The sequence below is a fragment of the Streptomyces sp. genome (assembly GCF_050698815.1).
Lineage (GTDB): Bacteria > Actinomycetota > Actinomycetes > Streptomycetales > Streptomycetaceae > Streptomyces.
The window spans coordinates 1-13777 of record NZ_JBOHCV010000759.1 but is presented as its reverse complement, the minus strand read 5'-3'; the positions used below and the strand labels follow the sequence as shown (position 1 = coordinate 13777).

General features: G+C 71.2%; 15 protein-coding genes and 1 pseudogene. 7 read left to right on the top strand and 9 right to left on the bottom strand.

Annotated elements, in window-relative coordinates:
• The first annotated feature begins 251 nt into the window (after positions 1-251).
• A complete protein-coding gene (locus ACRDP3_RS27050) occupies positions 252-1037 on the top strand; it encodes a glutamate racemase (protein ID WP_431519637.1) in 786 nt (261 codons plus the stop codon).
• An 89-nt stretch (positions 1038-1126) separates the two neighbouring features.
• Positions 1127-1663, top strand: coding sequence for a hypothetical protein (locus ACRDP3_RS27045; RefSeq protein WP_431519636.1), 537 nt, complete (start codon positions 1127-1129; stop codon positions 1661-1663).
• Here ACRDP3_RS27045 and ACRDP3_RS27040 read toward each other — a convergent pair.
• Positions 1656-2684: an O-antigen ligase family protein gene (locus ACRDP3_RS27040; RefSeq protein ID WP_431519635.1), complete on the bottom strand. Its 1029-nt coding sequence runs from the start codon at positions 2682-2684 to the stop codon at positions 1656-1658. The two genes, ACRDP3_RS27045 and ACRDP3_RS27040, sit on opposite strands and share 8 nt — an antisense overlap.
• Before the next feature lie 179 nt (positions 2685-2863).
• On the opposite strand from ACRDP3_RS27040, the gene ACRDP3_RS27035 reads away from it, so the two are divergent.
• Positions 2864-3346 carry an NUDIX hydrolase gene (locus ACRDP3_RS27035; RefSeq protein WP_431519634.1) on the top strand — a complete coding sequence of 161 codons (483 nt, stop codon included), beginning with the start codon at positions 2864-2866 and terminating at the stop codon, positions 3344-3346.
• A 31-nt stretch (positions 3347-3377) separates the two neighbouring features.
• On the opposite strand, the gene folE is transcribed toward ACRDP3_RS27035, so the two are convergent.
• Entirely contained in the window at positions 3378-4034 is a 657-nt protein-coding gene (gene folE, locus ACRDP3_RS27030; RefSeq protein ID WP_431519633.1) for a GTP cyclohydrolase I FolE, read from the bottom strand.
• Between the two features lie 113 nt (positions 4035-4147).
• On the opposite strand from folE, the gene ACRDP3_RS27025 reads away from it, so the two are divergent.
• From ACRDP3_RS27025 to ACRDP3_RS27010, 4 genes are all read left to right on the top strand, one after another.
• Positions 4148-4885 carry a helix-turn-helix transcriptional regulator gene (locus tag ACRDP3_RS27025; RefSeq protein WP_431519632.1) on the top strand — a complete coding sequence of 246 codons (738 nt, stop codon included), beginning with the start codon at positions 4148-4150 and terminating at the stop codon, positions 4883-4885.
• A gap of 118 nt (positions 4886-5003) precedes the next feature.
• A complete protein-coding gene (locus tag ACRDP3_RS27020; RefSeq protein ID WP_431519631.1) occupies positions 5004-6242 on the top strand; it encodes an NAD(P)/FAD-dependent oxidoreductase in 1239 nt (412 codons plus the stop codon).
• Between the two features lie 28 nt (positions 6243-6270).
• A complete protein-coding gene (locus tag ACRDP3_RS27015) occupies positions 6271-6447 on the top strand; it encodes a hypothetical protein (protein ID WP_431519630.1) in 177 nt (58 codons plus the stop codon).
• Positions 6434-6946: a DUF309 domain-containing protein gene (locus ACRDP3_RS27010; protein ID WP_431519629.1), complete on the top strand. Its 513-nt coding sequence runs from the start codon at positions 6434-6436 to the stop codon at positions 6944-6946. The genes ACRDP3_RS27015 and ACRDP3_RS27010 overlap by 14 nt, the downstream gene beginning before the upstream one ends.
• A 92-nt stretch (positions 6947-7038) precedes the next feature.
• Here the strand turns inward: ACRDP3_RS27010 and ACRDP3_RS27005 are convergent, their stop codons facing one another.
• The 7 genes and pseudogenes from ACRDP3_RS27005 to ACRDP3_RS26975 all read right to left on the bottom strand — a co-directional run.
• A complete protein-coding gene (locus ACRDP3_RS27005; protein WP_431519628.1) occupies positions 7039-7467 on the bottom strand; it encodes a PTS-dependent dihydroxyacetone kinase phosphotransferase subunit DhaM in 429 nt (142 codons plus the stop codon).
• Complete coding sequence (gene dhaL / locus ACRDP3_RS27000) at positions 7460-8095, bottom strand: dihydroxyacetone kinase subunit DhaL (RefSeq protein ID WP_431519627.1); 636 nt, start codon at positions 8093-8095, stop codon at positions 7460-7462. The genes ACRDP3_RS27005 and dhaL overlap by 8 nt, the downstream gene beginning before the upstream one ends.
• Before the next feature lie 85 nt (positions 8096-8180).
• Positions 8181-9173, bottom strand: coding sequence for a dihydroxyacetone kinase subunit DhaK (gene dhaK / locus ACRDP3_RS26995; RefSeq protein ID WP_431519626.1), 993 nt, complete (start codon positions 9171-9173; stop codon positions 8181-8183).
• A 294-nt stretch (positions 9174-9467) separates the two neighbouring features.
• Positions 9468-10421: a GNAT family N-acetyltransferase gene (locus tag ACRDP3_RS26990; RefSeq protein WP_431519625.1), complete on the bottom strand. Its 954-nt coding sequence runs from the start codon at positions 10419-10421 to the stop codon at positions 9468-9470.
• Positions 10422-10464: 43 nt separating this feature from the next.
• Positions 10465-11916 carry an amino acid permease gene (locus ACRDP3_RS26985; RefSeq protein WP_431519624.1) on the bottom strand — a complete coding sequence of 484 codons (1452 nt, stop codon included), beginning with the start codon at positions 11914-11916 and terminating at the stop codon, positions 10465-10467.
• Positions 11917-12138: 222 nt separating this feature from the next.
• Entirely contained in the window at positions 12139-13095 is a 957-nt protein-coding gene (locus tag ACRDP3_RS26980) for a hypothetical protein (protein WP_431519623.1), read from the bottom strand.
• A gap of 323 nt (positions 13096-13418) precedes the next feature.
• A pseudogene (locus ACRDP3_RS26975) lies at positions 13419-13777 on the bottom strand (peptidoglycan-binding protein); the annotation flags it as partial.

The following is a 13777-nucleotide window of genomic DNA, read 5'->3' as shown; positions in this document are numbered from 1 at the left end:
AAGCCCTGACCCAGCAGCAGCCAGAGCCAGGCGGTCAGCGATCCGGCGGCGATCCAGGTGAGCGGGCTCATCCGCCGCAGTCTGCCGCAGCCGGGCCGCCGAACTCGCCACGCGCCGCGGGGACGACCCGTACAGACGATCCGAACGGAGGACTCCTGCGGACGATCCGCTCGCAGGACGCGTCGCCGCCCCGCTGATCCGCCCCTGCCCGGCGGGTGGGCCGGAGAGGGCATCGACTAGAGTTGCCTGCCGTGAAGATCGCGCTCTTGGACTCGGGACTCGGCCTGCTGGCCGCCGCCGCGGCAGTACGCAAGGCGCGGCCCGACGCCGATCTGGTGCTTTCCAGCGACCCGGACAGCATGCCGTGGGGGCCCCGCACCACCGAGGACATCACCGCGCACGCCCTGGCCTGCGCCCGGGCCGCCGCCGTGCACGAACCCGACGCCCTGATCGTCGCCTGCAACACCGCCTCCGTGCACGCGCTGCCCGCACTCCGCGCGGAGCTGGAGCCGGGTCTGCCCGTGATCGGCACCGTACCGGCGGTCAAACCGGCCGTAGGCGACGGCGGACCCGTCGCCGTCTGGGCCACCCCGGCCACCACCGGCAGCACCTACCAGCGCCGCCTCATCGCCGAGTTCGGCCGCGACGCCCAGGTCACCGAGGTGCCCTGCCACGGTCTCGCCGACGCCGTCGAAGGCGCACGGGAGGACGCCGTCGATGTCGCCCTCGCCGCCGCGGCGGCCCTGACCCCGCCCGGCGTGCGGTCCGTCGTGCTGGGCTGCACCCACTACGAACTCGTCGGGGAACGCATCCGCGCCGCCGTCGGGCCGGCCGACGGTCCCCGGCCCGCCCTGTACGGCTCCGCCGGCGCGGTCGCCGCCCAGGCCCTTCGCCGGCTCGGAGCCGTCCCCGATCCGGACGCGGCGCCCTCCGGCGGCCTCACCGTCCTGCTCGGCGGGCGGAGGGCGGAACTGCCCGAAGCGGCACGTACCTACGCGGAGGGGCGGCTGCTCGCCGCCGCCACCGCCATCCCGTAACCCCACGACCCGTAACCGCGCGACCGCCGCGGGTGAAGCCGGGCATCATGCCCGTGCCACCGTTCACGGCCGGGCGTACCCTGCGCTGCATGAGCGACCACTCGCGAGCACCGTCGCCGCCGGTCGAGGTGTGGACCGGACGGGCGACCAACCGCATCCAGTGGCTGCTGGCCGCGCTGGGTGCGGGCTGTGTGGCGCTGGGCATCGCCCTGGGCGTGGAGACCGGATGGGACCTGGGCAGCGCGCCGCTGCTCATGTCCGTCGTCGGCTGCCTCGCCGCCGGGGTGCTGGGACTCTTCGGCACCCTCGCCTTCGTGCAGGTGCGGGTGCGGGTCGACGGCGAGGCGCTGGAGGTGCGCTGCGGCCACGTCGGGGTACCGCGCCGCCGCATTCCGCTCGGCGAGGTCGTCGACGCCGAGGTCGCGCACAGCGTCTGTCCCCGGCAGTGGGGCGGCTGGGGCTACCGGTGGCGGCCGGGCAAGGGCACCGCTGTCGTCGTGCGCCGGGGTGAGGGTGTCCTGCTGCGGCTGGGCGACGGACGTACGTTCACCGTCACGGTGGACGATGCCGAGGCGGCCGTACGTACCATCCGCGGGCGGTTGAACCGGTCCGGGGTCCTCAGCTGAGCTGTCGTGCGCAGGCGATCCCCGCGAGCAGCCCGGCGCCCGCCGTGACCTGCGTGAAGCTCAGCGCGTTGCCGATGCTGGCGAGCGCGGCCAGAGCCGAGAGCGCCGCGCCGGCGGTGAGCACCACGGGCGTCGGGCGCGGTGAGGCCCACAAGGCCAGCAGCAGCCACCCGTACACCGCCGCGAGCAGCGCCAGCCCGGGCAGCCCCTGCTCCGCGGCGAGCTGAAGCGGCGCGGAGTGCGGTCTGCCGTCGGAGCGGATGTCCGCCTGGTTTGCCGGGCTCAGGTCACCGAAGGTGTCGGGTCCCGAGCCGAACAGCGGATGCTCCCGGGTGACGGTGAGGGCGTCCTGCCACAGCGCGACCCGGTGCTCGGTCAGCTGTCCCTCCAGCGCTGAGGCCAGGCCGGCCGGCAGTACGCCCTGTGCCACCGCCCAGGTCAGGCCCATGACGGCGGCGGCGACCAGGGCCAGCGTGGCCAGCCACCACAGCCGGCGCCGCAGCCTGCCCGCCGCGAGTGAGCACAGCAGTACCGCCAGCGCCGCCCCGAACCCCGCGGGCGTACCCACCAGCAGGGCCGCCACGACCGTGCCCGCCGCCAGCAGCCGCAGCGCCAGCCGCACCGGCCGCGCCGTCGTCGCCCACGCGGCGCAGCAGGCCGCGCCGACGGCGAGTGTGAGCAGCGCGGCGGTCACGCCTGTACGCCCGGCGGGTCCCGAGAATTCCAGCGCACCCGGCAGGGCCCGCGAGGACTGCGGTCCGAACAGGCCCAGGCACAGGCCCCCGAGCGCCGCGAGAGTCCCGGCGCCGACGGGCAGCAGCGAGCCCGTGATGCGCCCGCAGGCGTAGCCGGCGCCGACCGCCAGTACGGCGAGCAGTACGCCCTCGGGACGGGCGTCCCGCCCCGCGGCGGTGATCAGCGCCCAGCCCGCGCAGGCGCCGAGCACCAGCACGCCGGTGACATCGGGAGCACCGCTCTCGCGTTCCCGTACGGCCGATAACCCGAGCACCGGTGACGTCATTCCCCTGTGACCCCCCGGCCCCTGATGTCCCCGCGCGGGCGCTCCCCGCCGCACCCGTCCACAGGTGCCAACCGTAGTGCGTACCAAGGGACTTGTGGATGGTGTGCGCAGGGACGATGTGGATGGTGCGGTGCGGGGACGTCGGCCGGAGTGTCCGGCACACGCGTAGGGTCGGGATCATGTCCACACCCGATTTCATCCGCGAGATCCGCGCGAGTGCGGGTCACCAGCTGCTCTATCTGCCCGGCGTCAGCGCCGTCGTCTTCGACGACGAGGGCCGCGTGCTGCTCGGCAGGCGCGCCGACAACGGACGCTGGTCGATCATCGGTGGCATTCCCGAGCCGGGCGAACAGCCCGCCGCAGCTGCCCTGCGTGAGGTGCATGAGGAGACCGCCGTGCGGTGCGTGGCCGAACGCGTCGTCCTCGTACAGGCGATGGAGCGGCCGGTCACCTATCCCAACGGTGACGTGTGCCAGTTCATGGACATCTGCTTCCGCTGCCGTGCCACCGGAGGAGAGGCGAAGGTCAACGACGACGAGTCGCTCGAGGTGGGCTGGTTCGGAATGGACGTGCTGCCGCCCATGGAGGAGTTCGCCGTGACCCGCATCAAGCAGGCCAGTGCGGACGCGCCCACGTGGTTCGAGGGGATCGGCCGGCGGTGAGGGTGCGTACGGGGAGTGCGCCACGGTGGGGTCACGCGGTGCCGGCGGTCAGGGAGAGGAACTCGCTTCGTGAGCGGGCGTCGTCCCGGAGCAGGCCGAGCAGCGCGGAGGTGATGGTGGCCGAGCCGGTGGCCTGGACGCCCCGCAGGGTCATACAGCTGTGTTCGGCTTCGATGATGACGCCGACGCCCTTGGGGGCGAGCTGGGCCTCGAGCCAGCCGGCGACCTGTTTGGTGAGGCGTTCCTGCACCTGCGGCCGGCAGGCGAAGTGTTCGACGACGCGTGCCAGTTTGGAGAGGCCGAGAAGGCGTTGGCCGGGCAGATAGCCGACGTGAGCGGTGCCGGTGAAGGGCAGCAGGTGGTGCTCGCACACCGAACGCACGGGTATGCCGCGGACCAGCACGAGCTCGTCGTAGCCCTCGTCGTTGGGGAACGTGGTGAGGTCGAAGGGGCGGGAGGCGAAGAGCTCGGAGTAGGCACGCGCCATCCGGCCCGGAGTGCCCTGCAGGCTCTCGGTGTCGGTGCGGACGCCGAGGGCGTTCAGGAACCGTGCGGCGGCCCGCGTGGCCGCTTCCAGGTCCACGCCGTCCGCGTCCGGCTCGCGTGCGACGTGCAACGGTGCCGGCCCGAGCGGCGGGGGCTCCCTGTCCGGTGTGGCCACGTCCATGGTGCCGACTCGCTGCGTCATGCCCTGCCCTCTCCTCGGTTTCACGAGCGAGTATTGGTTTTATCCGGAGCACCCGTCAAGTACTGATGCGCGTGCAGCATTGCACATGCGGGAGTTGGCGTTATCTTGGGGACGTGGCTGCCGACCGGACTTCGCCTTCACCTGACCGCACGGACGACGAGAACGTCGTGGCGGTCTCGGCCCTCGCGGACGGCCTGCGCCGCCGGATGTACGGGTTCACGCGGCGTGCCCACCGGCCGGTGACCCGAGAGGAAGCGGCTTCCGACGCCGGGGTCTCGGTCAAGCTGGCGGCCTTTCATCTGGACAAGCTCGTGGCCGCCGGACTGCTGCGCACCCGCTACGAGAACCCGGGCGGCCTCCGGAGGGTCGGCCGCAAGCCGAAGGTCTACGAGCCGACCGACGCGCACTTCCGCGTCAGCATCCCCGAGCGCCGTCCCGACATGCTCGCCGAGATCCTGGTGGACGCAGTCCTCACCGGTGAACCCGGGGAAGACGCACGCGCGGCGGCGCTGCGCAGCGCGCAGCGGCGGGGCCACGACCTGGGAGCCGCCGAACGTGCCCGCACCCGTCCGGGCCGGCTCGGCCCCGAACGCGCCGTCACTCTGAGCGAGAGCGCGCTGGAACGCTGCGGCTTCGAACCCCAGCGCCGGGGCCGCACCGGACTCCGGCTGCTCAACTGCCCCTTCCACCCCCTCGCCGCGCGCTCGCCCGAGCTCGTGTGCGCCGTCAACCATGCCTATCTCGACGGATTCCTCACCGGCCTGGAAGCACCCCGGACCGAAGCGGTGCTGGCGCCCGGCCCCGGCCGGTGCTGCGTCGAACTGCGGGCCGTACCACCGGACCCGCCGTAGCTGAACCGGCCGCGTTCGGCCGGCCGGCCGAGATGTCTTCGGCGGTCCGGAACCGGCCTGGTGAGAAGATCGCCGCCACGTGCGGGCAAAGTCGAACGAGACAGCTGAGGAGCTGAGGATGGCCGCGAACACCCCGATCGTGATCGCCGGTGCGGGTCTGGCCGGTGCGAAGGCAGCGGAAGCGCTGCGCGAGGAGGGCTTCGACGGCCCCCTCGTGCTGCTCGGTGACGAGAACGAGCGTCCCTACGAGCGTCCGCCGCTGTCGAAGGAGTATCTGCTGGGCAAGTCCCCGCAGGAGGACGTGTACGTCCATCCGCCCCAGTGGTACGCGGAGCACGACGTCGATCTCAGGCTCGGGCTCGAGGTGACCGGCATCGACGCGGCCGGTCACCAGGTGACTCTCGGGGACGACAGCGGCCTCCCCTACTCCAAGCTGCTGCTGGCGACCGGCTCCGCACCCCGCCGGCTGCCGGTGCCCGGGGCGGACCTCGACGGGGTTCTCTACCTGCGACGGCTCGCGGACAGCGACCGCCTCAAGGAGACCTTCCGCACCGCGTCCAGGGTCGTGGTGATCGGTGCCGGCTGGATCGGTCTGGAGACCACGGCCGCCGCCCGCGCCGCCGGTGTCGAGGTGAGCGTGCTGGAGGCGGCCGAGCTCCCGCTGCTGCGGGTGCTCGGCCCCGAGGTCTCCCAGGTCTTCGCCGACCTGCACACCGGTCAGGGAGTCGACCTCCGCTGCGGGGTGCGGGTCGCGGAGATCACCGGTACCGACGGCCGGGCGACGGGCGTGCTGCTCGCAGACGGCAGCCGCATCGAGGCCGACGCCGTCATCGTCGGCGTGGGCATCACCCCCAACACCCGGCTGGCCACCGCGGCCGGTCTGGACGTGGACGACGGCGTCCGTGTCGATGCCCGGCTGCGCTCGTCCGACCCGGACATCTACGCCGCCGGCGACGTCGCCAGCGCCTTCCACCCGCTGCTGGGCACGCACATCCGCGTCGAGCACTGGGCCAACGCCCTGAACCAGCCCGGGACCGCGGCCCGGTCGATGCTCGGCCAGGACGTCACCTACGACCGGGTGCCGTACTTCTTCACCGACCAGTACGACCTGGGAATGGAGTACACCGGCTACGTCGAGCCCGGCGCCTACGACCAAGTGGTCTTCCGCGGCGACGTCGGTTCCGGCGAGTTCATCGCGTTCTGGCTCGCCGGCGGACGCGTACTGGCCGGAATGAACGTCAACATCTGGGACGTCACCGACCAGATCCGTACCCTGGTGACCTCCGGGCGGCCGGTCGACGCGAAGAAACTCGGCGACACCGACGTGCCCGTCACCGACGCTCTCGTGGCCCGGTGACGCCGCCCCGCTCAGCGAGAGGAGCAGCATGCACGAGACGCAGCGTCAGCAGTACGAGCAGGGCGGTGAGGCGGCGTGCTGGCTGAGTCAGGTATGTGACGAGTGCGGCCGGCTGCGAGCGGACCCGTCCCGCGAGGAGTGCGAGCACTGCGGACTCGCCGCCGCTCCCGGCAACCCGGCAGGCGGCGATCGTGCCCGGCCCTGACCGTGACCGCGAACGCGACCGTGACCCGGAGGGCAAGGCGCGCAGCGCGCGGCCCCGCGACGGTCTGGGCAGGCCGCTCCCCTACGGGCAGGAAGGAGTCGCCCGGCAGCCCGAGGGCGTGCCGCGTTCTCCCGGGCAGAGCCTGGACGAGGCGCAGCGGCTGCTGGACCTCGGGATGCCCTTCCATGCCCATGAGGTGCTGGAGGACGCCTGGAAGGCGTCGCCGCCGGGGGAGCGGGCGCTGTGGAAGGGGCTCGCCCAGCTCGCGGTCGGTATCACGCACCTCGCCCGCGGCAACACGACGGGCGGCGCCCGTCTGCTGCTGCGGGGCGCCGAGGGTATCGAGCCCTACCGGCAGCGGGCCCCGTACGGTGTGGACGTCGCCGGACTGACGGCGTGGGCGCGGCAGGTGGCCGGCGAGGACCTGGACGAGCACACCACGGCCGCGCCGGGCGCGGTGGAAGCCCCCGCGCTGCGGAGCCGTGGCGGCGCTCCGTAAGGCAGCGTCATACTGCCGTGCGTGGCCGCATACTGCCGTGCGTGGCCGCACGGTCCGCGCCGGCCCGCACGGCGGTATGAACGGGGTGCCGCTCAGAGCTTGCGGAAGTGGTACGCCTCCTCGGCCGCCGCCGCGACGGTTTCAAGGTCCGCGCCGCCCGCCGAGGCGACGACCGCCGCGATCGCACCCTCGACCAGGGGCGCGTCCACCAGCCGGGAGTTCTCGGGCAGATCGTCTCCCTCGGCCAGCAGTACCTTGACCGTCAGTACGGCGCTGCCGAGGTCGACCAGGACGGCGACACCGGCCCCGTTCTCGACCCGGTGCGCGGCGGAGCTGATGAGTTCGGCGCTGGTGCCCAGACCACCGTCCGGTCCGCCTCCCGCGCCGGCCACCGGCGCGCTGTCCCGGCCCGCTGCGAGCCCGATGGCGAGGCGCGCGACCGAATCGGCTACCTCCTTGCTGTGCGAGACCAGCACGATGCCGACCCGCGGCGGCGTGCTCTTGTCCTGCTGCTCACTCATCGGCGACAACCACCTCGGCCAGAGCGGTGATCAGCAGCGCGGAGGAGGCCGCACCGGGGTCCTTGTGGCCGATGCTCCGCTCGCCGAGATAGCTGGCCCGCCCCTTGCGTGCCAGCATCGGAATGGTGGCCTGCGCCCCGTCGTCCGCGGCGGTACGCGCGGCTCCGTAGGGGTCGGGGCCGGCGGCGGCAAGGGCCTCGACGGCCGGGTAGAGCGCGTCCAGCATCGTCTTGTCCTCCCGCGCGGCGCCGCCGAGCTGCGCCACGGCGTCGACGCCGACGCGCAGCGCCTCGGCCAGCTGACCGCCGGTCACCCGCTCAGCCTCACCGAGTGCTTTGCCCGTACGCCGCAGCAGCGTGCCGTACAGCGGTCCAGAGGCGCCGCCGACGCTGGAGACCAACTGACGGCCCGACAGCACGAGCACGGCTCCTGGCGTGCCCGGCGACTCCTTCCCCAGGGCGGTCACCACGGCGGAGAAGCCTCGGTGCAGGTTGCTGCCGTGGTCCGCGTCGCCGATGGCCGAGTCCAGTTCGGTGAGCACATCGGCTTCGCGCTCCACGGAGGCCGCGGCGGCGGTGAGCCAGCGGAAGACGGTGCCGGCGTCCAGCTCATCGGTCAGGTCGGTCAAGACAACTCCCTTTCACGAGGCCCGGACGGCGAGGCGGGCACCCGGACGGTGCCCGATGCCCGGACCGGTGCTCATTGCTCATTGCTCAACGGCCCCAGCGCAGCCCCGGCGTACTGACCGGCGCGTCCCACAACCGCAGCATCTCCTCGTCAGCCCGGCACAGTGTCACCGACGCACCCGCCATGTCGAGCGACGTGACGTAATTGCCGACGAGCGTACGGGCCACCGGCACCCGGCGCTCTTCCAGGACGCGGCTGACCTCGGCGCAGAAACCGTACAGTTCGATCAGCGGCGTGCCGCCCATGCCGTTGACCAGGACCAGCACGGGCTTGTCCGACTCCAGGTCGGAGAGCACGGCGTCCACCGCGAAATCGGCGATCTCGCCGGACGTCATCATCGGGCGGCGCTCGCGCCCCGGCTCGCCGTGGATGCCGATGCCCAGCTCCAGCTCACCGGCGGGCAGGTCGAAGGTCGGGCTGCCCTTGGAAGGGGTCGTGCAGGGGTGCAGCGCCACGCCGAAGCTCCGGGTGGTGTCGGCCACCTGACGGGCCATGGACTCCACCCGCTCCAGCGGCGCACCTTCCTCGGCGAGCGCCCCGGCCAGCTTCTCGACGAACAGCGTCGCACCGGTGCCACGCCGCCCGGCCGTGAAGGTGCTGTCGGTCACGGCGACATCGTCCTGCACCAGGACCTTCGCGATCTGGATGCCCTCGTCCTCGGCCAGCTCGGCGGCCATGTCGAAGTTCAGCACGTCACCGGTGTAGTTCTTCACGACGAAGAGGACGCCCTTGCCGCTGTCCACGGCGGTCGCCGCCCGGACCATCTGCTCCGGGACCGGGGAAGTGAAGATGGCTCCCGGACAAGCGGCGTCCAGCATGCCGGGTCCCACGAAGCCGCCGTGCAGCGGTTCGTGTCCGGAGCCGCCGCCGGAGACGAGGCCGACCTTGTCGGCCACCGGTGCGTCCCGGCGTACGACGACGCGGTTGTCCACGTCGACGGTCAGCTCGGGATGTGCGGCGGCCATCCCCCGCAGTGCGTCCGGGACGACGTTCTCCGGTACGTTGATCAGCATCTTCATCGGTACCTCCGAGTGAGCTAGCAGCTGTCGCTCCGACCAGTATTACTACAGGTCAGAGCAGGAATCGCGGGTTGGTGATCTCGACGTGCTCCGGCGGGGCGGTACGGGGCGTGGCAGATCCGACGCCACGCACTCCGACTCTCCTGACAGCCTGTCAGGATGGTCGGCGAGGGGGTCTGCCTGCACACCCCCACCCTGCCGCACCGCACAGCGGCTGCCGAGATCCGCGCGGCGTTCCGCCGGTGTTTTCGCCCATGCCGTGCCGCGCCCGCGCTGAAACGCCGGCTCCCGCCGTCAGCCGAGTTCGAGACTGGTGACGCCGAAGACGTGTTCTCCTCGCATCGTGGGTGCGGTGCCGGCGTACATCCGCACGGTGTGGGAGCGGGGTTCCAGGCCGCGGGATGCGGCCAGTGAGCGGGCCGCGTCGTGGGCCTCGGGGACGTCGATGCAGGTCTCCTCGGCCGGGCCGAGGTGTGTACAAAGGGCATCCAACAGGGCTGCGGCGACGTCGGAGGTGTCGGCGAAGAGGGGCCCGATACGCCGGCCGTCGCGGGCCGGGCGGATCACCCCGTAACCGGCGATGCCGCCGTCGCGGGGACATACGTAGGCGGTGTGCCCCGCGGCGGTCAGCCAGCGGCCGAGGAAGGCCCGCCGGTCGGCGGGGAAGCACTGCCGGTCGTAAGCGGCGATGGCGTCCAGATGCGCCTCGGTCACCGGCACCACGACGGCTGACGGGGCGCCGGCCCGGCTGGGCCGGCCGGCGTAGCGGCTGGTGCGGTGGACGGCGCTGAAACCGGAGCGCTGGTAGGTCGCCTCCTGGGCAGGGACGGCGTCCAGCCCGATGGTGCGGTTCCCGGCGTGCGGCACCGCCGCGCGCCAGGTGGCCATGCCCAGTCCGCGTCCCCGGTGGTCGGGGTGGACCAGGTAGTACCCGAGGAACGCGAACTGTTCGGAGTAGTTGACGACCGAGACCGCGGAGACCGGCCGGCCTGCCAGGCGGCCGATGAAGAAGCCTTCGGGGTCGGTGGCGTGGAAACAGGCCGTATCGCCCTGGCCCGGGTTCCACTCCTCCTCGGCGGCCCACTCCACCACTTGGTGCCACTCCTCCAACGAAGCGCGGGTGACCTTCAGTTCACCCGCGCCGTTGGCGGTGCTCCCGCCGGAGGCGGCACCCGAGGGTGCCGCGGCGGTAGCCGGGTGCGCGGAGGTGGAGGGCTGATACGGGGCGTCGTCGCCGAGGGGGTTCATACCTTCTGTTCGTCCTTTCCCGTGGGGTGGAGTGCGGTCGTGGTCAGATCAGGTCCATCGCGGCCACTTCGTCGGGGCTGCCGTAGCTGACGGGTCCCTGGAAGCGCCGGCGGGCGGTGGCGAACCACCACACCGTGGCGATGAGCAGCACCACCGCGAGCGCGACCGGCGCGTAGTTGAACGTGGAAGCGGTGATCGGTGAGGCGTGCGGAAGCATGAACAGCACGTTGCTGACCAGGATCCAGATTACGGCGACGGTCCCGATCAGCTTGCCGTAGCGCCCCAGGCTCCACGGGCCGGGCTCGAAGTCGTTCAGCCGGAGGCGCAGGTAGATGGGCACGCCGTAGGCGAGGAAGAGCCCCACGACGTTGACGCTGACGATGGCGGTGAAGGCCGTCTGTGACCACCAGCCGGGGATGACCAGCACCATGGAGCAGGCCGCGGCCAGCCACACCGCCTTGACAGGTGTGCGGGTACGCGCGGAGACCGAGTGCCACCAGCGGGAACCCGGCATGGCGCCGTCCCGGGAAAAGGCGAAGATCTGCCGGGTGTTGCTGGTCATGTTGGCCAGGCCGCAAAAGAGCATGGCACCGATGACGATCAGCAGAAGGAGTTTGGCCGTGCCCATGCCAAGCGCATCGATAAGTACCTGCACGGCCGGTGCCGTGGCCGCTGCCGTGTCCGCGTAGTCACGGATCGCGTACACCAGGGCGAGCATGAGGATCAGTCCGGTGATCGCGGAGTAGCCGACCGCCCGCATGATGCCCTTCGGCGCGTTCACGGTGGCCTGCACCGTCTCCTCGGACATGTGGAAACTGCCGTCGAAGCCGGTAAAGGTCCAGCTGGTGACGAGCAGTCCCAGCATGGCACCGTAAATGCCGTTCGTGAATCCGGTGTTGTTGGCGAAGTGCGTCACGAACGAGGCCGACTGGTGGTGCGAGGGGATCACTGTCAGTGCCGTGACGATCACTACCATGCCGACCAGCAGCCACCACACGGAGATGCGGTTCAGGATGGCGACCAGGTGCACGGTGTAGGTGTTGGCCAGCGCCTGGAACAGCACGATCACCCCGGTGATGAGCACCGTGCGCTGTGCCGACACTTCATAGGAAGGCCATTGCATCGCGATGAACGCCTGGATGAAAGTGGCAGCGGCCCACCCCGTGGCGGCGGTCCCACCGACCTGGCCGACGAAGTTCAGCCAGCCCGTGTACCAGGACCAGGCGCCCTTGTGACGCTTCGCCAGTTTGCCGGCGGAGAAGTACAGAGCGCCGCTCGTGGGATAGGCGGAGGAGATTTCCGCCATCGCTGCTGCGATGAACAGCACCATGACGGAAACGCCGATCCAGCCGAATACGAGAATTCGCGGGCCGCCGGCGTTCAACCCGAAACCGAAGGCGGAGAAGATTCCGGAGATGATGTTGATGATCGTGAAGGAGATCGCGAAATTGTCGAACGCCCGGAACCGGCGGGTGAGTTTCCGCGGATAACCCATGGCGTGCAGTGTCGCGTCATCGTCGAGCGCGACGGGTGTTTCTCGCTTTCGTGTCCTCGTGCGAGCGAGAAATGCGGAGTCGGACACTGTCGAACCTTTCTGGTGGGGGGACGGGCAAGGTCTCGGACGGGCTTCAGGTCCGGGCTCGGGGTCGTGACGGGGTCATGTCATTGATGCTTCTGGTCGGCCGTCAACAGCCCCGCCGTGCCGGGGCGGTGCGGGTCAGGTGGCGCCCGGGACCGGGAGTCCGCACGCGAGCCTGGCGTTGGACAGTTGCTCCTCGGGGTCGCCCAGCGCGCTCCACGGCATCCGGGAGGCATACGGGCCCATGGCCGCGAAGACCGGTCTCGCCTCGAACTCGCACTGCGCCATGAACAGGGCGTGCGCCAGATACGCCAGGTCCAGTACCGGGGTGAACTCGTAGTCCGCCACTTCGGGAAGCCAGTGCTGGTAGACGCCCAGCGCTGTCGCCTTCCACTGGGGCTGTTCCCAGGTGCGGCTCGCCAGCTGCGAGGAGGGGTCGTGCTCCTCGATCAGGGCCACCAGAGGCAGCAGGCGCAGCGCGGAGGAGGCGGGGGCCCGCTGGCCCAGGAACGCGGCGACGTCCCAGGCCGCGTTGGTCGAACCGCCGTGGCGGGCGAAGAAGAAGGCCAGGAACCGGTGGTGGGCCTCGCGGTGCAGGGGGTCCAGCCGGAGGATGTGCGAGAGCAGCGTCCACGGGCCGGGTGGTGCGGTGAGCAGTCCCTGGGGTGCCGGATCGCGAGGCCGCTGCAGCCGGGACAGTGCCAGTTCGGTCACCCATGGTGTGGGGTCCCTGGGAGCCATCAGCGCCGCCCGATGGCAGGCCGCGAACGCGATGCGTCCCAGGTCGACGGCGTGCCGGTTGTGTGTGTCGGCCGCGCGCAACGCCCTCAGCACGGCCACTCGCGCCCACAGCAGCGTCGACTCCGTGCTCGGCTCCTCGGACAGCCAGCGCTCCGCCAGGTCCGAGTCGGCCGCCTCCGATGCCAGCACGAGCGACCGGTGGGCACGCAAGCCGAAATCTCTGCGGGCGTCCACGAGCGCCTCGTGTGCGCTCAGGTAGCGGCCCGCGCGCACGTCCACGCATGCTCGCGCCAGCTGACGGTCATCGGCCGCCGGATGCCATACGTACTGCCCTTCGAAAAAGCCAGCGGTCATGCTCCCCTGCCGAATCTGCCGTCCCTGCCTGACACCGCTGCCCGCAAGCGCACAATCCGGACATGCCGAATTCAACCGGGAATCATCTCCAGCACCCGGCAGCAAGGCACACCTTACTCAGCGCCAAGTCCGACCGGAACCTGCAATCCGAATCGCCTGGCACAGGGACCCCATTCTTCCCCTTCCGTCCCCCGGATTCGCCCCGCGATCGCGAGGGGGCGTATGAGTTTGGCATATGCCGGTCTGCTCGGAGGATATTCGGCGGGAGAATCCGCGACAGGTTGAATCCCTAACTTCCGGTGTTCATCGTGGAGCTGACAGGTGGCGTAACGGTCGGGGAAGGCCGATCCCTGGACGGCCTGGCAGACGTCGCCGGGGGGCCTGGTTTCCCAGCCGGCGATCTGGATCAGCCCGGGGCTGCTGCCGAACGGGGCCACTCCGTAGAAGGACTTCGACGAGGTCGGGACGTCCGTGATCTGTTCGGGCGTGCCCCAGCCGGTGCTCGGCCGCTGCTGGAAGATCCCGAGTGAGTCGTGGTCGACGGGCTCCAGGTAGTTGACGAACTTCGACTCCTGCATCGCCGTCATCAGTGCGATGACCTGGCCCTGTTCGGGAATCTGGGCGCCCTTGCCGACGCCGATCACCGTACGGGCGTTGGCGAGTTCCTCCGGGCCGAGGTCGG